At 71.3% G+C, this 18,955-nt stretch carries 21 protein-coding genes and 2 pseudogenes; 9 read left to right on the top strand and 14 right to left on the bottom strand.

The window, feature by feature from the left end:
- Nucleotides 1-116: 116 nt before the first annotated feature.
- The 6 genes from ACFYMU_RS30570 to bldG form a co-directional block, all read right to left on the bottom strand.
- Nucleotides 117-314, bottom strand: coding sequence for a hypothetical protein (locus tag ACFYMU_RS30570; RefSeq protein WP_388380109.1), 198 nt, complete (start codon nucleotides 312-314; stop codon nucleotides 117-119).
- 323 nt (nucleotides 315-637) lie between these two features.
- Nucleotides 638-2,158 (bottom strand): methyltransferase, encoded by a 1,521-nt coding sequence (locus tag ACFYMU_RS30565; protein WP_388380106.1) that lies wholly within the window; start codon nucleotides 2,156-2,158, stop codon nucleotides 638-640.
- A 214-nt stretch (nucleotides 2,159-2,372) separates the two neighbouring features.
- Nucleotides 2,373-2,975, bottom strand: a complete 603-nt coding sequence (locus ACFYMU_RS30560) for a small secreted protein (RefSeq protein WP_388380103.1) — start codon at nucleotides 2,973-2,975, stop codon at nucleotides 2,373-2,375.
- 217 nt (nucleotides 2,976-3,192) lie between these two features.
- Nucleotides 3,193-5,595: a sodium-translocating pyrophosphatase gene (locus tag ACFYMU_RS30555; RefSeq protein ID WP_388380100.1), complete on the bottom strand. Its 2,403-nt coding sequence runs from the start codon at nucleotides 5,593-5,595 to the stop codon at nucleotides 3,193-3,195.
- Nucleotides 5,596-5,944: 349 nt separating this feature from the next.
- Complete coding sequence (locus tag ACFYMU_RS30550) at nucleotides 5,945-6,379, bottom strand: ATP-binding protein (protein WP_388380097.1); 435 nt, start codon at nucleotides 6,377-6,379, stop codon at nucleotides 5,945-5,947.
- Nucleotides 6,380-6,480: 101 nt separating this feature from the next.
- Nucleotides 6,481-6,822, bottom strand: a complete 342-nt coding sequence (bldG, locus tag ACFYMU_RS30545; protein ID WP_010986038.1) for an anti-sigma factor antagonist BldG — start codon at nucleotides 6,820-6,822, stop codon at nucleotides 6,481-6,483.
- A 79-nt stretch (nucleotides 6,823-6,901) separates the two neighbouring features.
- On the opposite strand from bldG, the gene ACFYMU_RS30540 reads away from it, so the two are divergent.
- Nucleotides 6,902-9,373, top strand: a complete 2,472-nt coding sequence (locus ACFYMU_RS30540; protein WP_388380093.1) for a DEAD/DEAH box helicase — start codon at nucleotides 6,902-6,904, stop codon at nucleotides 9,371-9,373.
- Between the two features lie 98 nt (nucleotides 9,374-9,471).
- On the opposite strand, the pseudogene ACFYMU_RS30535 reads toward ACFYMU_RS30540, so the two are convergent.
- From ACFYMU_RS30535 to ACFYMU_RS30510, 6 genes and pseudogenes are all read right to left on the bottom strand, one after another.
- Nucleotides 9,472-9,807 (bottom strand): annotated as a pseudogene (locus tag ACFYMU_RS30535) (Rv3654c family TadE-like protein); the annotation flags it as partial.
- A complete protein-coding gene (locus tag ACFYMU_RS30530; protein WP_388380090.1) occupies nucleotides 9,804-10,196 on the bottom strand; it encodes a TadE family type IV pilus minor pilin in 393 nt (130 codons plus the stop codon). The gene ACFYMU_RS30530 and the pseudogene ACFYMU_RS30535, both read right to left, overlap by 4 nt.
- Entirely contained in the window at nucleotides 10,183-10,443 is a 261-nt protein-coding gene (locus ACFYMU_RS30525; protein WP_388380087.1) for a DUF4244 domain-containing protein, read from the bottom strand. The genes ACFYMU_RS30530 and ACFYMU_RS30525 overlap by 14 nt, the downstream gene beginning before the upstream one ends.
- Nucleotides 10,444-10,532: 89 nt before the next feature.
- Entirely contained in the window at nucleotides 10,533-11,531 is a 999-nt protein-coding gene (locus ACFYMU_RS30520) for a type II secretion system F family protein (RefSeq protein WP_388380084.1), read from the bottom strand.
- Complete coding sequence (locus tag ACFYMU_RS30515) at nucleotides 11,528-12,325, bottom strand: type II secretion system F family protein (RefSeq protein WP_388380138.1); 798 nt, start codon at nucleotides 12,323-12,325, stop codon at nucleotides 11,528-11,530. Before ACFYMU_RS30515 ends, ACFYMU_RS30520 begins: the two co-directional genes overlap by 4 nt.
- 59 nt (nucleotides 12,326-12,384) lie before the next feature.
- Nucleotides 12,385-12,984, bottom strand: a pseudogene (locus ACFYMU_RS30510) (ATPase, T2SS/T4P/T4SS family); the annotation flags it as partial.
- 42 nt (nucleotides 12,985-13,026) lie between these two features.
- On the opposite strand from ACFYMU_RS30510, the gene ACFYMU_RS30505 reads away from it, so the two are divergent.
- Nucleotides 13,027-14,520 carry a recombinase family protein gene (locus tag ACFYMU_RS30505; RefSeq protein WP_388380081.1) on the top strand — a complete coding sequence of 498 codons (1,494 nt, stop codon included), beginning with the start codon at nucleotides 13,027-13,029 and terminating at the stop codon, nucleotides 14,518-14,520.
- A 41-nt stretch (nucleotides 14,521-14,561) separates the two neighbouring features.
- Here ACFYMU_RS30505 and ACFYMU_RS30500 read toward each other — a convergent pair whose 3' ends face one another.
- The gene (locus ACFYMU_RS30500) at nucleotides 14,562-15,110 is read right to left on the bottom strand and encodes a hypothetical protein (protein WP_388380078.1); all 549 of its coding nucleotides are present in this window, start codon (nucleotides 15,108-15,110) and stop codon (nucleotides 14,562-14,564) included.
- Nucleotides 15,111-15,202: 92 nt separating this feature from the next.
- Complete coding sequence (locus ACFYMU_RS30495) at nucleotides 15,203-15,637, bottom strand: helix-turn-helix domain-containing protein (protein ID WP_388380075.1); 435 nt, start codon at nucleotides 15,635-15,637, stop codon at nucleotides 15,203-15,205.
- A gap of 151 nt (nucleotides 15,638-15,788) precedes the next feature.
- Between ACFYMU_RS30495 and ACFYMU_RS30490 the strand changes: the two genes are divergently transcribed.
- From ACFYMU_RS30490 to ACFYMU_RS30460, 7 genes are all read left to right on the top strand, one after another.
- The gene (locus tag ACFYMU_RS30490; protein WP_388380072.1) at nucleotides 15,789-16,088 is read left to right on the top strand and encodes a helix-turn-helix domain-containing protein; all 300 of its coding nucleotides are present in this window, start codon (nucleotides 15,789-15,791) and stop codon (nucleotides 16,086-16,088) included.
- Between the two features lie 67 nt (nucleotides 16,089-16,155).
- Nucleotides 16,156-16,398, top strand: coding sequence for a hypothetical protein (locus tag ACFYMU_RS30485; protein ID WP_388380069.1), 243 nt, complete (start codon nucleotides 16,156-16,158; stop codon nucleotides 16,396-16,398).
- Nucleotides 16,395-17,213, top strand: a complete 819-nt coding sequence (locus ACFYMU_RS30480; protein WP_388380066.1) for a hypothetical protein — start codon at nucleotides 16,395-16,397, stop codon at nucleotides 17,211-17,213. Before ACFYMU_RS30485 ends, ACFYMU_RS30480 begins: the two co-directional genes overlap by 4 nt.
- Nucleotides 17,214-17,257: 44 nt before the next feature.
- Complete coding sequence (locus tag ACFYMU_RS30475) at nucleotides 17,258-17,437, top strand: hypothetical protein (protein WP_388380063.1); 180 nt, start codon at nucleotides 17,258-17,260, stop codon at nucleotides 17,435-17,437.
- On the top strand, nucleotides 17,434-18,168 hold the full coding sequence (locus ACFYMU_RS30470) for a hypothetical protein (protein ID WP_388380060.1): 735 nt from the start codon (nucleotides 17,434-17,436) through the stop codon (nucleotides 18,166-18,168). Before ACFYMU_RS30475 ends, ACFYMU_RS30470 begins: the two co-directional genes overlap by 4 nt.
- Nucleotides 18,165-18,482: a hypothetical protein gene (locus tag ACFYMU_RS30465; RefSeq protein ID WP_388380057.1), complete on the top strand. Its 318-nt coding sequence runs from the start codon at nucleotides 18,165-18,167 to the stop codon at nucleotides 18,480-18,482. The genes ACFYMU_RS30470 and ACFYMU_RS30465 overlap by 4 nt, the downstream gene beginning before the upstream one ends.
- Nucleotides 18,479-18,904: a hypothetical protein gene (locus ACFYMU_RS30460; protein ID WP_388380054.1), complete on the top strand. Its 426-nt coding sequence runs from the start codon at nucleotides 18,479-18,481 to the stop codon at nucleotides 18,902-18,904. Before ACFYMU_RS30465 ends, ACFYMU_RS30460 begins: the two co-directional genes overlap by 4 nt.
- Nucleotides 18,905-18,955 lie beyond the last annotated feature (51 nt).

Here is an 18,955-nt window from a genome sequence, read left to right as displayed (position 1 = left end):
ACCCGACTACCGGTATTCCTGCCGCCCGGAGTAGCCACCTGTCCCTCGGGTCCTGTCCGGAGGGTGATCTCCCGGTTACCGGAGCCCCGGCCGCCGGACCGCCGTGAACCATGACGTCACAGGCGTGAGAAGCTCCATGCGGCGAGGACGAGCGCGGCCACCGCGACGAGGCTCGCGAGGGCGGTGGATGCGGCGCGGCTCACACCCTCGGCCACCGGCTCGCGGCGGTGCAGCCGCACCGCGGTCCAGATCAGCAGGGCGCCGCCGAACAGGGCGAACACCGTGCCCGCGAAGACCGCCGGTCCGCTCTCCATGGTCTTGCTCCTCCCGGCCTGGACCGCCGGACCGCCCGGACGGCCCGGATCGGGAGGCTGGCACACGCGGGAGGACGGAGCGCGAACCCGGGGTGAACGCCGGACGGACGAGCCGCCCTGACGCCACGCGCCCGGACCGGCTCGCGCACCGGGTGCCCGGACCGGTGGCGCGGCGTCCTGTGGCGAAGCCCGCGCATCGTCTCGAATTCGCCGGCTCGAATTCGCCGTCCCGAATTCGACGTCTTGACCTCGTCGGCCTGAACTCGTCGGCCCGGAGCCCGGCCCGAATCCGGCAGGGCTTCCGGCAGGGCTTCCGGGGCCCGTCACGGCGCGGGTTCGAGGAAGCCCTGCTCGACCAGCAGCCGGATCTGCGCGGGAGTCCGGTCCCGCAGCAGCACCGGGTCCTCGCCGACCAGCTGCGCAATGGCGTCGAGGATCCGTCCCGCGCTCAGGGTGCCGTCGCAGACGCCGGCGAAACCCGCGCCCACGGTGTCCACCCGGGTGGCGCGGCGCATCCCGCGGTTCTGACGCAGCACCACGTGCTCCGGGTCCTCGGCGCCGGGCAGCCCGACCTGCTCCTGGACGACCTCGGCGGCGAGCCTGAAGTGCCCGGCGAGCAGGGCCGCGTCGTCGTGCTCCCGCAGGTACGCGACGCGCTCGAAGTGGGCGCGCACGGCCTCGCCGAGCGGCTGTTCGACCGGATGCGGCCACTCCTCGACGGTGATCGAGGGCTCGGCGGCGTCCGTCCTGCGCAGCGTGATCCAGCCGAAGCCGACCGCCTGCACCTTGCGTGCCTCGAACTCGTCGAGCCATGCGTCGTACCGGGCCTGGTACTCGGCCGTCCCCCCTCGGTGGTCGCCGGCGTCCCGCAGCCACAACTCGGCGTACTGCGTGACGTCCTGGACCTCGCGCTGCACGATCCAGGCGTCGCAGCCACCCGGCACCCATGAGCGCAGCCGGTCCTGCCAGTCCTCCCCTTCCACGTGCTGCCAGTTGGCGAGGAACTGCGCGAACCCGCCCCGATTCAGCCGTGCCCCCGCCTGCTGAACGAGCGTGCGGCACAGATCGTCCCCGCCCATGCCGCCGTCTCGGTAGGTGAGCCGGGCTGCGGGAGAGATCACGAAGGGCGGGTTCGACACGATCAGGTCGTACGTCTCGTCGTCGCGGATCGGCTCGAAGAGGGAGCCCTGGCGAAGGTCCGCGGCCGGGGCGCCGGAGAGCGCGAGGGTGAGCGCGGCGATGTGCAGGGCGCGGGGGTTGACGTCGGTCGCGGTCACGCGCGTGGCGTGCCGTGCGGCGTGCAGCGCCTGGATGCCGGAACCGGTGCCGACGTCGAGGGCGGCGCCGGCCGGGGTCCGCACGGTGATGCCGGCGAGGGTGGTGGAGGCGCCGCCGACGCCCAGGACGACCTCTTCCGCGCGGCTGCCGATGCCACCCGCACCGCCGACCGCACAGCCGAGGTCGGAGACGATGAACCAGTCCTCGCCGTCGGGTCCGCCGTACGGCCGGACGTCCACGGCCGCGGCCACCTCGTCCCCGCCGGTCGGGACCAGCCAGCCGGCTTCCAGGCACGCGTCGACGGGCAGGACGCCCGCCACGCGCGCGTGCGGCACGGGTTGCTGCAGCAGGAACAGCCGTACCAGCGTCTCCAGCGGCGTGTCCCCGCGTGTCGCCCGGAGCGCGGGCACGGTCTCGCTCCGGGCGAGCGCCGCGTACGCGGGCGCGCCGAGCAGTTCGAGCAGCCCGTCGGCGGTGAAGGAGGCCGCGCGGAGGGCGTCCCTCAGCCGTGCGGTGACGTCGGGGTGGTCGGTGGTGGGCAGGGTGGCGAGGCCGGAGTTACTCACGTCGACCATTCTGGCCCCGGGCGACCGGTCATCGGGGCCCACCGCCACGGTCGGCCGTCCCGCGAGCCGGGAGGGGCGGGGCGCTCAGCGCCGTGCGACACCGAGCGGGCGCGCACCCGGCACTCGGCACCCCGGCACCCCCGCAGCACCCTCTTCGCGCCCGGCACCCGGCACCCGGCAGCACGCTCTCCGCGCCCGTACCCGGGACCGCCGCTCAGCCCGAGGCCGCGGGGGTGGAAGCCGACGGGGAGGCGGACTTGCAGCTCTGCTGCTGTGCCATGGCCTTGCCGACGTCGCCCTCCTCCAGCTGCTTCAGCGCATCGCTCCCGTTCTTGCTGAGCTTGTCCAACTGCGTCGCGATCCCCTTGAGCCCGTCGGCGAACTTCCCCTGGTCCTTGGTGTCGAGACCGTCCACCTGCTTCTTGAGGTCCGTGTAGGCCGCGGAGATGCCGTTGAGCTCCTTGACCGCGTTCTTCTGCTTCGTCGCGCCGTTGTCGACGTCCGGCGCGCCCGCCGTGTCGACGGCGGCACCGATCGCCTTGTAGGCGTCGGACATGGCCTGGAATGCCTGGGAGTCGGTCTTCTGGACCTGCTCCGGGGTGCTGTTGTCCGAGGTCTGCTTCTGGATCGCGGCGCTTGCGCCCGCGATCTTCCTGGCCTGCGGCTGCACCGCGTCGCAGACCTGCTTGGCCCAGGATCCCAGCTTGTCGTCGGTCCCGCCGCTGTTGCTGGTGCACGCCGACAGCGCCAGTACCAGTACCGCACCGCCGGACACCGCGGCCGCGAGCTTCTTGTTCACCGGATCGGTCCCTTCCATGGCTCTCTCGGCCCCGGAACATACACGCCAACCGGGCGACAACCCCATGTCGAATATCGCTTATGGCTGTTATGGGATTGTTTGCTCCGTGCGAGAGAAGCCTCACGAAGGGGGCGCGAACGCAACAGGGCGGGCGCACGGCGTCTCGATGATCGCCGTACGCCCGCCCGTTTGCCGGCGCCTGACCAGGCCGGAAGAGCGGGTGCCGTGGAACCGGCTACGAAACCACCGCCGGATCGGCGGGCTTCGACACCCTCTCGGCGTTGTCTTCGTCACCCACGGCGATTCCGCGCCGCTTGGAGACGTACACCGCGCCCACGATCACGACGAGCGCGAGCAGCGAGATCAGGACCCGTACACCGAGACTCTTGTCACTCCCGTACGAGAATTTGATCACCGCCGGTGCGATGAGCAGCGACACCAGGTTCATCACCTTCAGCAGCGGGTTGATCGCCGGGCCTGCGGTGTCCTTGAAGGGATCGCCGACCGTGTCGCCGATCACCGTGGCGGCGTGCGCTTCACTGCCCTTGCCGCCGTGGTGGCCGTCCTCGACGAGCTTCTTCGCGTTGTCCCAGGCACCTCCGGAGTTGGCGAGGAAGACCGCCATCAGCGTGCCGGCGCCGATGGCACCGGCGAGGAAGGCGCCGAGCGCTCCGACGCCGAGCGTGAAGCCGATGAAGATGGGCGCCATGACGGCGAGCAGGCCGGGCGTGGCCAGCTCTCTGAGGGCGTCCTTGGTGCAGATGTCGACGACCCTGCCGTACTCCGGCTGCTCCGTGTAGTCCATGATCCCGGGCCGCTCACGGAACTGCCGCCGCACCTCGTAGACCACCGCGCCCGCCGCACGCGACACCGCGTTGATCGCCAGCCCCGAGAAGAGGAAGACGACCGCCGCGCCCGCGATCAGGCCGACCAGGTTGTTCGGCTGCGAGATGTCCATGACCAGCGTCATCGGTCCGCCGCCACCGACCTTCTCGCCCACGTCCTGTGCGGCCGTGGTGATCGCGTCGCGGTACGAGCCGAAGAGCGCCGAGGCCGCGAGGACGGCCGTGGCGATGGCGATGCCCTTGGTGATCGCCTTCGTGGTGTTGCCCACGGCGTCCAGATCGGTGAGCACCTGCGCGCCCGAGCCCACGACGTCGCCGGACATCTCGGCGATGCCCTGCGCGTTGTCGGAGACCGGGCCGAAGGTGTCCATGGCGACGATCACACCGACCGTGGTGAGCAGGCCGGTGCCGGCCAGCGCCACCGCGAACAGCGCGAGCATGATCGAGGTACCGCCGAGCAGGAACGCCCCGTACACGCCGAGCCCGATCAGCAGCGCGGTGTAGACGGCCGATTCGAGACCCACGGAGATACCGGCGAGGATCACGGTGGCCGGGCCGGTCAGCGAGGTCTTGCCGATGTCCCGCACCGGACGGCGGGTGGTCTCGGTGAAGTAGCCGGTGAGCTGCTGGATCAGGGCGGCGAGCACGATGCCGATGGCCACGGCTACGACCGCGAGGATCCGCGGATCGCCGTCCTTGGCCCGGATCGCCGCGTCGGAGACGCCCTTGAGGTCGGCGTACGACGACGGGAGATACGCGAAGACGGCCGCGGCGACCAGTGCCAGCGAGATCAGCGCGGAGATGAAGAACCCCCGGTTGATCGCGGACATGCCGCTGCGGTCGGCGCGGCGCGGGGCCACGGCGAAGATGCCGATCATCGCGGTCACGACCCCGATGGCGGGGACGATCAGCGGGAACGCCAGTCCGGAATCGCCGAACGCCGCCTTGCCGAGGATCAGTGCGGCGACGAGCGTCACCGCGTACGACTCGAAGAGGTCGGCCGCCATGCCCGCACAGTCGCCGACGTTGTCGCCCACGTTGTCGGCGATGGTCGCGGCATTGCGCGGGTCGTCCTCCGGAATGCCCTGCTCGACCTTGCCGACCAGGTCGGCGCCGACGTCGGCGGCCTTGGTGAAGATGCCGCCGCCGACACGCATGAACATGGCGATCAGCGCCGCGCCGAGACCGAAGCCCTCCAGGACCTTCGGCGCGTTCGCCGCGTACACCAGCACCACACAGGAGGCGCCCAGCAGACCGAGCCCCACTGTGAACATGCCGACGACACCGCCCGTGCGGAACGCGATCTTCATGGCTTTGTGCGAGACGGCGGTGAGATCCTTTTCCGGCTCACCGTCCGCCGGGGTTGCCTCGCGTGCCGCCGCGGCAACCCGCACATTGCTTCGTACGGCGAGCCACATGCCGATGTATCCGGTGGCCGCCGAGAACGCCGCTCCGATCAGGAAGAACATCGACCGTCCGGCGCGCTGATTCCAGTCGTCCGCGGGCAGCAGCATGAGCAGGAAGAACACGATCACTGCGAATACGCCGAGCGTGCGCAGCTGCCGGGTCAGATAGGCGTTCGCGCCCTCCTGGACCGCCGCCGCGATCTTCTTCATGCTGTCGGTGCCCTCGCCGGCCGCGAGGACCTGTCGCACCAGAACCCCGGCGACCACGAGGGCCGCGAGGGCCACGACGCCGATGACCACGACGATCATGCGGTTGCTGTCGGTCAGTACCGCGGCTGCGAGGGATGTGGGGTGATCGAACTGTTGAGGGGTAGAAAGCCCCGCCATTCGTCCTCCTTGACGCTTGGGCTGAGCTCAAGATGTGGACGGATTGTAGGGAGCGGAACCTGATCAAAACAGGCCGCGGTAATCAGAATTGGTCTTCAGGTGCTCTTCAGCAAATGATCGCACGCGAGCTACAGAACCCGAAAGTGGTAACGCCCTAAAACCATTGACTCGATGAGCACTTGATCAAATTATCGCGCGATTGATCGTGAAGCAATTCACGAATTCGGGGTCCCGGCTGTACAAAAAGAAGGGTCCTGCACAGGGCAGGACCCTTCGAAGCCGTACGAAACGCACGGGAGGGAGAGGGCGAGGGAGCGTGCGTGGGGTGGCGGTGGGACCGCCCAGGGCGTCAGGCCGGGAGTGTGACGGGCGGTGTGGTCGGCCAGCTCATCCTGATCCGTCCGCCGTCCCGCCCTGCGGTGACCTCGACGTCGTCGACGAGACCGCTGATGACAGCGAGGCCCATCTCGTCCTCCTCGGCCTCCGCGTCCGCCTCGCCGCCGGCTCCGGACGGCTGGGCACCGGGTGCCGCGTGCGGCGCCTCGTCACCGACCTCGATGGAGAACTGTTTCTCCTCCTCGGTCAGCAGCACCCGCACCGGCGCCGAGATGCCGTTGCTCTGGTGCAGCCCGACGGCACGCGTGCAGGCCTCACCGACGGCGAGCCTGACCTCGTCGAGGACGGCCTCCTCCACTCCGGCCCTGCGCGCCACCGCGGCCGCCACCAGTCGGGCGGTCCGGACGTGCTCGGGCAACGCGCTGAAGCGGAGTTCAACGGTGGCCATGCATCCCCCTCGGAACTTCGGGCGTGCGGTCAGGGGGCCGGGCCACCGGGCCCGGTCCCCCTCATTGCTCCTGCCGTCCGGGCGCTGCGGCCCGGACGGGATCAGTCGGTGGCCGCCACCGCTTCCTCGACCGAGGTGTGGATCGGGAACACCTTGGTGAGACCGGTGATGCGGAAGATCTTGAGAATGCGCTCCTGGTTGCACACCAGACGCAGGGAGCCCTCATGGGCACGCACACGCTTCAGGCCACCCACCAGCACGCCGAGCCCGGTGGAGTCGAGGAAGTCCACGCCCTCCATGTCGACGACGAGGTGGAAATTCCCGTCGTTCACCAGCTCGACCAGCTGCTCGCGCAGCTTGGGCGCGGTATATACGTCGATTTCGCCACCGACCTCGACGACCGTACGATCGCCGACGGTACGGGTCGACAGGGACAGGTCCACGGATCCTCCAGCACCTTGCTATCGAGCGGTCGCCCCTCGGAACACCTCGGCAGCGTCCAAGGGCAGTTCGCCAGCCGCGATGGCATTCAATCACTTACCGGCAGGCGTGCACGACGCCTTGGTCCCATTGTCCGTCACGCCGGTGACACACTCGGTGCCGATGGCCAAGAATCACCGATCCGATCGACCCTCGGCGGATCCCGCGTCCCGCCCCTCGCCGGGCACGGTCCTGGACCGGCTCGCCTCGGGGCCGAGCCGGGCTGCGCGCATCACTCATACGGAGCACTTGCCCCCGCGCGAGGGCCGCCATGCCGTCTGGCCGGAGCGGATCCGTCCGGAGGTCGTCGCCGCCCTGCACACCGCGGGCATCGAGCACCCCTGGGCCCACCAGGCGCGCGCCGCCGAACACGCCCTCGACGGCGACTGCGTGGTCGTCGCCACGGGCACGGCCTCGGGCAAGTCGCTCGCCTACCTCGTACCGGTGCTGTCACGGCTGCTGGACGGCTCCGAGGCGCCGAACGGCCGCGGTGCCACCGCCCTCTACCTCGCCCCGACGAAGGCTCTCGCGGCGGATCAGTGCCGATCGGTGAAAGAACTTTCACAACCCCTGGGCACGGCGATCCGCCCCGCGGTGTACGACGGCGACACGCCGCCGGAAGAACGCGAATGGGTGCGCCAGTACGCCAACTACGTGCTCACCAACCCCGACATGCTGCACCGCGGCATATTGCCCTCGCACCCCCGCTGGTCCTCCTTCCTGCGCGCCCTGAAGTACGTCGTCATCGACGAGTGCCACACCTACCGGGGCGTCTTCGGCTCCCACGTCGCCCAGGTGCTGCGCCGTCTGCGCCGCCTGTGCGCCCGCTACGGCGCCTCACCCGTCTTCCTGCTCGCCTCCGCGACCGCCGCCGAACCCTCGGTCGCCGCCCGCCGCCTCACCGGCCTCCCGGTCGTCGAGGTCGCGGACGACGCGTCCCCGCGCGGCGAGCTGGTCTTCGCCCTCTGGGAACCTCCCCTCACCGAGCTGCACGGCGAGAAGGGCGCTCCGGTCCGGCGCACCGCCACCGCCGAGACCGCCGACCTGCTGACCGACCTGGCCCTGCAGGGGGTCCGCTCGGTCGCCTTCGTCCGCTCCCGTCGCGGCGCCGAGCTGATCTCGGTGATCGCGCAGGAGCGTCTGGCCGAGATCGACCGCTCCCTGGCCCGGCGGGTGGCCGCATACCGCGGCGGCTACCTGCCCGAGGAGCGCCGCGCCCTCGAACGCGCCCTGCACTCCGGCGAACTCCTCGGCCTCGCCGCCACCACCGCCCTGGAACTCGGCATCGACATCTCGGGCCTCGACGCCGTTCTCATCGCCGGCTACCCCGGGACACGGGCGTCGCTGTGGCAGCAGGCGGGCCGCGCCGGCCGCGCCGGGCAGGGTGCCCTCGCGGTCCTGGTCGCCCGCGACGATCCCCTGGACACCTTCCTCGTCCACCATCCCGAGGCCCTCTTCGACCGGCCGGTGGAGTCGACGGTCCTCGACCCGGACAACCCGTACGTCCTGGCCCCGCATCTGTGCGCGGCCGCTGCCGAGCTCCCGCTGACGGAGGAGGACACCGAGCTGTTCGGTCCCGCCTGCGCGGAGCTGCTGCCGCAGCTCGAGGCCGCGAAGCTGCTGCGCCGCCGGGCGAAGGCCTGGCACTGGACACGCCGGGAGCGGGCCGCCGACCTCACGGACATCCGCGGGGAGGGCGGGCGCCCCGTCCAGGTCGTCGAGGCCCGGACCGGGCGGCTGCTCGGCACGGTCGACGCGGGCGCCGCGCACACGACGGTGCACGAAGGCGCGGTGCATCTGCACCAGGGCCGTACGTATCTGGTGCGGACGCTCGACCTGGAGGACTCCGTCGCCCTGGTCGAGGAGGCCAGTCCGCCGTATTCGACGGTCGCCCGCGACACCACCTCCATCTCCGTGCTGGAGACGGACGTCGAAGTCCCCTGGGGCGCCGGCCGGCTGTGCTACGGCTCCGTCGAGGTCACCAACCAGGTCGTCTCCTTCCTGCGTCGGCGTCTCATCACCGGCGAGGTGATGGGCGAGACGAAACTCGACCTACCACCGCGTACGCTGCGCACCCGGGCGGTGTGGTGGACGGTCACCGAGGACCAGCTGGACCAGGCCCGGATCGGCCCCGAGATCCTCGGCGGCGCCCTGCACGCCGCCGAACACGCCTCGATCGGCATGCTCCCCCTGTTCGCCACCTGCGACCGCTGGGACATCGGCGGCGTCTCCGTCCCGCTGCACCCGGACACCCTGCTGCCGACGGTCTTCGTGTACGACGGCCACCCGGGCGGCGCGGGCTTCGCGGAACGGGCCTTCCACACGGCCCGCTCGTGGCTGACGGCCACCCGGGAGGCCATCGCGTCCTGCGAGTGCGAGGCGGGCTGCCCCTCCTGCATCCAGTCCCCCAAGTGCGGCAACGGCAACGACCCGCTGCACAAGAGGGGGGCGGTGCGGTTGCTCACGGTGCTGTTGCACGGGGCGCCCGAGGAGGCGGACGAGGCGGACGACTGAGCACGCGGCGCCGGAGGTGCCGCCGGCTCCCGGTGCGCCCCGGCCCGAGCCGGCCCGGCCCTCGCCCTGACCTCGGCGGTGAACGGACCGGAGCCCGCCGCCGCCGTCACGTCCGCGACCTCGCCCTCGACGACGCAACGGAGGATCCGGCCGCCCTGCGCTCCCGCGACGCGGCCCGCGAGGGCACAGGCCACGTCGCCTCCCTCCATCCAGTGGTCCGCGACCGCGAGCGCCGCCAGGTCGGCCGCGCCGGCCGCACGATGGCGGACCAGCACGGCCTCCCCCTGGGCCAGCAGCACCCCGAACACGGCACACAGCGCACCGATCACGCACACCACCCATACGGTCGCGGAGCCGCGGTCCGAACGGGTCACGTGGCCGCGGGCGTTCAGGAACCCGAGGAGGGAACGCAGGGCGCGCTCGCGTCCGCTCATCCGTCCGCCCCCACCGTGTCCTCCGCCAACGCCACCGCCTCGTGGCGCAGTTCGAGAGGCAGCCCGCGCGGGCCCGGCGGCCGGGCGACCACGACCACGTGGACCAGGTCGCCCTCCCGGCTCACCCTGACCCTCGCGCCGTCCGGCGCGGCCTGCCGGGCCACGCGCCGGACGGCGTCGGGCGGCTCCTGCCGGGCCGCGGCCCGGGCCCCCGCGCGGGCCGCGTCCACGCACTGCAGTTGCGCCGACGCGGCCAGCAGGGCCCAGACCAGTGCGGTCGCGAAGAGCACCAGGGCGGGCAGGACGACCGCTGTCTCCGCCGTCACGAACCCGCGGTCCCGGCCGGGTCTCCCTCCCGGGCGCCTTCTCCCCCTGTCACATGCGGACATCGAGCGCCCGCTTCACGATGGCCTGCAGCTCCGCGCTGACCTGCCCGCTCGTCAGCACCTTGTAGAGGAGTGCCGCGAAGGCCACGGCCGCGATGATCCCCATGGCGTACTCGGACGTGACCATGCCCGCATCCCGACGCGCCGGCTCCCGCACCCGGCGCACCAGCGCACGCGCCCGGGCTCGTGCCCCTGCTCGCAGGTCCACTCGGGCTCGTACGCCCACTCGTGCTCGTCCTGCCTTGCCCATCTCAACCCCCGTGAGGTTCTTGTCCTTTCGAGGCCCGGTCCGTTCCGCCGGGCCGCCCGTCCACGTCCTTCACCGCATGCCGTGTGCCGTCATCCGTCACCTCCTCCCAGCAGCCCGCCCGCGAGCCCGATCACCACGGGCAGCACCCCGACCGCGATGAACGCGGGCAGGAAGCACAGCCCCACGGGCGCCGTCACCATGACCCCCGCCCGGCGTGCCCGTGCCGTCGCCGCACGTCCCCACTCGGCTCGGGCCTCCGCCGCGAGGCGCCCGGCGGCCGCGGCGGCGGGTACTCCGGAGTCCCCCGCCCGTTCCAGAAGCCGTGCCAGGGCTCCGGCGCCGGGAAGGTCGGCGAGCCGCCGCCAGGCTTCGGCCGGCCGGCCCCCGAGCCGCACCTCGGCCGCGCCCCGGGCCAGTCGTTCCCCAACCGGTCCTCCCAGTGCCTCGCCCACCGCCCGGGCGGCCGGCACAGGGCCGGCGCCCGCTGCCGCGCACGCCGCCAGCAGATCGGCGGCGAGCGGGAGCTGACGGGCCGCCGCGCCGGCGTCGTACTGCGGGGCGAGCCGATCCGCCACCCGCCGTGCTCTCCACCGCGACACACAGACCCCGGCGATCAGCCCCAACACCAGCCCGTCGATCCCGCCGGCCACCACCCAGCCGGCACACAGCGCCCCGGCCACCGGCAGCCACCGGCGCTCGGCGCCCCGCATCCCGAGCCGCCGCACACCGGCCTCCCGGACACCGGCCCCCCGGACACCGGCCTCCCGCACGCCGACCCCTCGGACACCGGCCTCCCGTACGCCGATCCGCCGCAGCCCGCTCCCCCGCCCCGCCGGTACGGCCCCCCGCACGCCGAGGTCCCGCTGCCCCGACGCCGCTTGTCGCGCCTTCACGCCCCACCATCCGGGCGGGAGCGCGGGCGGCGGCCGAGACGTCCGGTTCCCGGACGCCACGTGCGGCATCAGCACCGCTCCCAGGCGACGCCGCGCCCTGCGCTCACGCCGGGAGACGGCGAGCACCCACGCGAGCCACCCCAGGGCCGCCACTCCCCACAGCACCCCCAGCCTGTGGACGACGTCAGCGCTCATGCCGCCTCCGCTCCCCGCACGATCCGCAGGGCCCACCACAACCCCGCGCCCTCCAGCGCACCGCCGACGGCAAGGCAGGCCAGCCCCGCACCGGTGTGCAGCAGGACGTGCAGCGGGCGGGCACCGAGTGCCGTGCCCAGGAGCAGACCGAGGACCGGCAGGCCCGCGAGCAGCACCGCCGTCGACCGGGCGCCCGCCAGCTGGGCCCGCAGATCCGCCCGCTGATCGCGCTCGGCGCGCAGGGCCGCCTCCAGCCGGTCGAGCCCGGCCGCCAGGCCCGCCCCCCGGTCCACGGCCACCCGCCAGCACGCGGCGAGCCCCGACAACCCGTCGGCCCCCGGCTGCCGTGCCGCCTCCGTGAGCGCGCCCGGCACGTCCCCGCCGAACCGCGCCGCCGCCAGCACCGCCGCGTGCGCCTCACCGAGCCCGCCCGAGTCGCGTGCGGCGCGCAGCAGCGCCTCGCCCGGCTGACACCCCGCACGGACCTCACCCGCGAGCGCCCCGCACAGCGCGATCACCGCTTCGCCGCGCCTGTCCCTTGCCAGCCGAGCCTCCCGTGCCCGTCGTACCCGGCGCAGTGCGGGGACGCCGGCGGCTCCGGCCAGCAGGGGCAGGACGGACGCACCGAGCACCGCGATCAGCGCACCCACGGCGAGCGACCACCACTCGGCCGGCAACCGCCGCAGCCGCACGACGGCCCGTTCCCAGGGCGGCGGGCCGACTCCTGCTTCCGCTCCCCCGTCCGCGCACAGCAACCGGGCACGGCGCGCCGCCGCGTTCGGGCGGACCGTCATCCAGGCAGCCACAGCGGCACAGGCCACTCCCACGCCCAGGGTCGTCCGGCCGATCTCCGTCACAGAACGTCACTCCCCTCACGTCCGCCGCTCCCGTCCCCGAGGAGTTCGCCCAGCCGCTCCCAGCCCCGCTCGCGCGTGAACGCCTCCGGGCCCCACCTCAGTGCGGGCACCGTCACCACCAGTCCCGACGCGTCCCGCTCCAGCACATGCACCTCCGCGATCCGGCGCCGCCCCGTCCGGTCGCGCACGAGGTGGAGGACCACCGACAACGCGGCCGCCAGCTGGCTGTGCAGGGCGGCCCGGTCCAGGCCCGCCGCCGTGCCCAGGGCCTCCAGTCGGGCGGGCACCTGGGCTGCCGCGTTGGCGTGCAGCGTGCCCGAGCCGCCCTCGTGGCCCGTGTTCAGCGCGGCCAGGAGGGACACCACCTCGGGGCCGCGCACCTCGCCGACGACGAGCCGGTCCGGTCTCATCCGCAACGCCTGCCGTACCAGGTCGTGGAGTTCGACCAGGCCCACGCCCTCCTGGTTCGCGGGCCGTCCCTCCAGGCGCACCACATGGGGATGGTCGGGGCGCAGCTCCGCCGAGTCCTCGGCCAGCACGATCCGTTCCGACGGCCCGACCATCCCCAGCAGCGCGCTCAGGAGCGTGGTCTTCCCGAAGTGGGGACAGGAACACCACTGGTGAGCCACACTCAGGGCATGAAATCCACTCCAACGGGGGAATCCCGGACGCGCGCCGTCATCTACTGCCGTATCAGCCAGGACCGCACCGGGGCCGGCCTCGGGGTCGAGCGGCAGCGTCAGGACTGCGAGGCCCTCGCGGAACGTAACGGCTGGCAGGTCGTCGAGGTGTACGTCGACAACGACATCAGCGCCTACTCCGGGAAGAAGCGCCCCGGCTACCGGAAGATGCTCGACGACCTCAGGAACGGCCTGGCGACCGTCGTGATCGCCTGGCATACCGACCGGCTGCACCGGTCCCCGACCGAGCTGGAGGAGTACATCGACGTCTCCGAGCGCTGCGGCATCGCCACGCACACGGTGCAGGCTGGGACGATCGACCTCGCGACGCCGTCCGGGCGGATGACCGCGCGGATCCTCGGCGCCGTGGCCCGCCAGGAGTCCGAGCACAAGGGGCACAGGGTGGCGCGCGCCCGCCAGCAGAAGGCGATGGCCGGAGAGTGGGGCGGCGGGATCCGCCCCTTCGGCTGGGGTGTCCTCACCGGGGAGACGCGCACGGTCGTGGACCGGAAGACGGGCGAGGAGCGCGAGGAGTCCGTCTACGACACCACCAAGGCCGTGCCCGAGGAGGCCGCCGCGATCGAGTACGGCACCGATCTCCTGCTGTCCGGGGGCTCAATCCGCGGGTTCACGAAGTGGCTCGCCGAGAAGGGCTACACCACCACCCGCGGCAACCCGATCAGCACCACCGACGCCCGGGACATGCTGCTGCGGCCCAGGAACGCCGGCATCGCCATCTACAAGGGCGCCGAGGTCGGGCGCGGGCAGTGGGAGCCGCTGGTCCCGGAGGAGAAGTTCAGGGCCGTTGTGGCGATCCTGTCGGACCCGGGCCGGAAGACGAACGTGGGCGCGCAGCCGAAGTGGCTCGGGTCGATGCTGTTCCTCTGCGGCCGCAGCGGCTGCGGCACGGGCATGACGGTCACCCAGTCCGGCGGCCGCCAGTACCCGTCGTACCGGTGCCCGACCGGCCACGGTGGCGGCCGGCGCGCCGAGATCGTCGACCAGTACGTCGAGGACACCATCGTGGAGCGGCTGTCACGGGATGACGCGGAGGACCTGCTGCTGCCCGGCCCGGACGATGTGGACGTGGCCGGGTTGCAGGCGGAGAGCGAGCAGATCCGCCGGCGGATGACGGATCTTGCGGGACTGTTCGGTGCGGGGCAGTTGGAGCTGGGGCCGTTCACGGAGGGGATGGAGACGGCCCGCGGGCAGTTGGAGGGTGTGACGCAGCAGCTGGCGCGTGCGGCGACGCGGGATCCGCTCGTCGACTTGGTGGGGGCGCCGGATGTGCGGAAGGCGTGGAAGGCGCTGGGGTTGGAGCGGCAGCGCAACGTGCTGCGGGCGGCGCTCACGGTGACGTTGATGGTGCCGCGGCCGGGGCGCATGCCGGACGGCGGGTACTTCGACTACGACGCCGTCGTGTTTCAGTGGATACGGGGCAAGCAACTCTGATCAACTGCGCTGTGGCGCGGCTTGTCTTTTGTCAATCAGCCTTAATTGTCAGACACCACGCGCAGTCGGTTCCGGGGCTTGTCAACGTACTCCTTGAGCGCCGCTCCCTGCCTAATTGCCTGCAAGAATCCAAGCGTCCTTAGCTCCGTCTCGCGTTCCTCGCGGATCTCCTTCAACTCAGCCTTCTCGACTTCGAATTGATGACCCAACTGAACTATCTCGTATTCAAGGAGCGCTGCTCGCATAGAGAACGCCTCGCGTTCTCTGCGCACGTCTTCAAGTGCCTGCTTCTCCACTTCGAACTGGGCTATCAAATGAGCTATGTTGCGCTGAAGGAAAATTTCACACCCGCGCAACTGGGCAATCTGGCCCTCTCGGACGAATATGAGCCACTCATCGGCTCGCCGGGCCGCCAGGTCCTGGAGGGCTGCTTTCTTGTACCGGCGCAATGCAATCCCGATCGTTACTGGCTGAAGAGTCGTGAGCACCCCAGCAAGTAGCATGGTCTGTAGGTCACCGATAGATTTGCCCATTTGCACTTGACTCAACATCATCGCAACAAAAAACAGGGCCGTAGGCACTGCGCCCATGAACGCAACCTTGGATATGTGCTGCATCCCATCCGGAAGACAGGATGAGCGAATCCGGTACGTCCCCCGCGGCGCTCGATGCCGACCTCGACTCACGCGACTTCTCCATCTTCTTGCTGGCTCTCCGGACGGATGTTCTGGTCTGTCAGCAAGGCGCGCACCATCGTCTCAAAAAGCTCCACCTTCGCTGGCTCTTTGATCCCCAGTTCGGCAGCAGCCTCCCGGGGCGACAACGATCGCGGAGGCTGCTGCTCTGTGAACACGTCCCGAGAGATAAGACCTGAAAGCACCAGCAGTTCGGAAAGTGGAACCCGCAGCGCTGCCGCGAGTGACTCAAAGTAGGCAGGGTCTGGCATCGCCTTACCGGCAATCATGCGCCCCACCGAGGACGGGGACATCCCTGTATCGCGGGCTAGGGCAGTCTTGCCTCCGCCGCGCGGCGAGTCGATGTCGTAGCCGGCCCGGCGAGCAGCTTCGCGGACATAAGCAGCAAACTGCTCTGCCCTCAGTTCGTCGTGGTCAGGCATGCCGTACATGCTAGCGCGCAAGTAAGAGTGCGCCTACCCCGGCAGCAAGACCATCTTAGCTACCGAGGCAGGCAGCTACTTGCGACAGGGGCAGTAGAGGCGTAAGTTCCCTGCATCGGCAGGTACTACCTGCCGAGGCAAGGAGATACCCATGTCCGACTACCGCCTTCGTGTCGAGCGGCTGCGCTCAGCGGCGGCAGCGAAGGGCGATCACACGAGCTACGCCATCTGGAAGCGCACGGGAGTCGCCCAGTCCACGCTGTCGCGGCTCCGCCGCGGCATCGCGAGGCCCGCCGCGGACACCCTGCTCGTGCTGTCAACGGCCTACGGGCTGAGCGTCGACGAACTCATCGAGCGCCAGGCGCCGGCCGTCGTTCCGGAGAACAGCGACGGGGCCAGGTCTAGCCACCCAGCCCCGTCTGACGAGAACGCCCTCACCAACCAGCACTAACCAGCAAGACGGCGGCACCCGGGGTCTAGCCACCCCATCAGTGCCGCCGCCGGAAAGAGACGTCTCAATGACCACCGTAACCACGGCGACAGCGTCGTCGCCAGACACGGCCGATCAGCGCAACCCGAACGAGACCCGCAGGGACAAGGCGCGCGAGGCATTCCCCCGAGTGTGGGACGCGATCGAAGCCATGTTCGCCGTGTCGGAGAACGCGGAGATGACCCGCGGTGCGCTGCGGGAACTCGTCGACATGTGCGCCGCCAAGGCCCGCCAGGAGCGCGTGCAGGCGCAGACGGGGGTGACGGCATGACGACCACCACCCCCGTGACCGCCCCCGAGGCCAACCTCGTGGACCTCGACAAGGCCATTGCGGCCACCCCGGACGCGGTCCGCGTGGCCCTGCAGAAGGCCGTCCCCGACCGGTTCACGCCGGAGCTGGCCGCGCAGATCAGCGCTGACGTCATCGCCCAGCTGAACGCCATGCGCACCCCCACTTGCCAGGCCGCAATCCCGGAGCGGCCCGCCTGCCCCGACGGCTTCACCTGGTGCGGGGAGCCCGCCGCGGACCACGGCGTCGACCGTCGGCACGCCGGGGCCGCCCACGCGATGCGCGGCACCTACACCCGCCCGGACGGCGGGCTCATGGAGTTCCAGGTCGTCCAGTGGGGCGACGACGAGCCGAAGCTCCTCTTCCAAGCCGACGGCACCTGGCCCGACCTCAACCTCGCCCAGACCGACGAGCTGGTCGCGGACACGACCACCCACCTGATCCGGCTGAAGGCCACCCGCCGCCGGCTCGCCCTGCTCCTGGGCGGCGACACCGTGCCCGCGGTCGAGGTCACCGACGAGGAGATATCGGCGGCGGCGTTCGCGCTGGTGCTGGACGCCCTGGACACGGCGGTGGGCAAGAGCAGCAGCAAGGCCGGTGTCTGGCAGGCGCTGCGCACGGTCGTCGACATGTACGCCGCCGAGACGCAGCCCGCCGCCGAGGAGACGCACCCCGACCTCTGCCTCCAGTGCGAGCACAACTGGCACGGCACAAAGCGCTGCACGGGCGGCAGCATCTCCACCATCACGGGGTGCCGCTGCGCCGCCGGGGTGCGGCAGGACGGGGCACAGGCGTGACCGCCCCGACGAACACCGCGGCGGCTGAGGGTCACGGTCTGCCCGTGACCCCTGGCCGCCCGGCCCGCCCCGACCGTCCCGTCCGGTTCACCGACCCGGCCCGCGATGCCGCCTACTGGGCCAGGGTCGACGCGATCGTCGATGCCGCGCCCCCGTTCTCGGCCGAGCAGCGCGCGGTGATCAGGAGCGCTTTCCACCAGCCCGAAGCCAGGGGTGCAGCATGACCTTCTCCATCCACCACCCGTTCGCGGCCAAGGTCGTCGCCCGACACGATGCCCTCCTGTGCAACGACGGGCCCGAAGAGCAGACCGCCCGCGTCGTCGCCGCTATCGAACGCGTCTCCAAGGTCACCCTGTTCGCGCCGATGCACACCGAGGTCATCGTCGACCTCGCCGGGTTCGGTGAAGCGCCGATCGTGTACGTCACCGAGAAGGACGAGTACCTCCTGCTGTCCGACGTCGCCGAAGCCCTCGGCTGGCCCCTGCCCAAGGCCCACAAGTGGGCCCAGCTGGAGAACGACTTCGCCGTCCGCGACCAGCGTGACCACGACGAGGAACGCGGCGACGGCCGACTCGGCTGGGAATGCCTCCTCGACTACGTCGACCTCCGCCTCGACCTCGTCATGGACGACCCCGAAGCTCGGCCCGACGCCGGCGGACGCCGCTGGTCTTCGGCTGGGGACTGGCTGATCTCGAAGGACCGGCTGCCGCTGCTGCTGTCCTGCTCGCCGTGGGGCAAGGAGTTCATGGACAACGCGCTGCCCGCGTTCGGGCACGCGATATGGCAGGTCTGGGGCGACAAGCTCAAGCAGATCCCGACCGTGAACCTGGACGGGACGCCGACCGGCGGCAACGCCTACGACGACCTGTTCAGCACGGACGGGCTCACCGAGGAGGAGGCCCTGCACCGGGCCCGCCGCGGTCCCGCCCTCGACGAGGACGGAGACCACCGATGACGCGCACCCCGCACGACACGTTCCTGTCCGACCAGACCCTCGCCACCGCACGCGACGCCGCCGCAGATCCCGGCACCGTCCCGGTCGCCATCACCGCCGCCAACGGCCAGCAGTGCACCTGGTGCGACTGCCCCGACGGACCCAACTCCCCGCACAACCAGCGCGACTACCGGTGCCCCGGCTGCCCGGCCACGGCGAAGTACGTCGTCAGCACCTTCTCCGGGCCCAACCTGCGGTACGACTTCCCGGCCTGCGACCGGCACCACACCGACATCGTGGCCACCGTCGCCCAGCTGGTGGGAGGGCGCAGGTGACAGGCACCGTCCACATCCAGGTCGGCAGGTTCGACGCCAAGGTCCACAGCCCGTTCGAGGCGAAGGACGTCATCAAGGACCTGCCCCGCACCTGGCGCCGGTGGGACAAGGGCGAGAAGTGCTGGATCGTCGAGCTGCACGCCGTCGACTCCCTCAAGTCGAGCCTGCGCATGGCCGGCTTCACCGTCCAGACCACGCATCAGCCCGGCTCGGAACGTCGCTACAGCAGTCCGCCGCCGCGCGCCGAGCGCAACCCGGACACCTGGGCCGACTCCATGTACCGCGCGCTCGGCAAGACCCTCGGCGACAAGGCGTACAAGGCGCTCGTCCCCGTCCTCCACCCCGACCGCGGCGGCGACACCGTCTCCATGCAGCAGCTCAACGCCGCCCGCGACAAGGCCAAGCTCCAGCCCACCCGGTGACGCGAGCGCGGCGCCGCCAACGGGTAGCGCCGCGCCCTCACGAACACCATC

It is taken from the genome of Streptomyces sp. NPDC007264, from assembly GCF_042869095.1.
In the GTDB taxonomy this organism is placed as follows: Bacteria; Actinomycetota; Actinomycetes; order Streptomycetales; family Streptomycetaceae; genus Streptomyces.
Note: the sequence above shows the minus strand (reverse complement) of the source record. Positions and strands in the feature narration are given on the sequence as shown.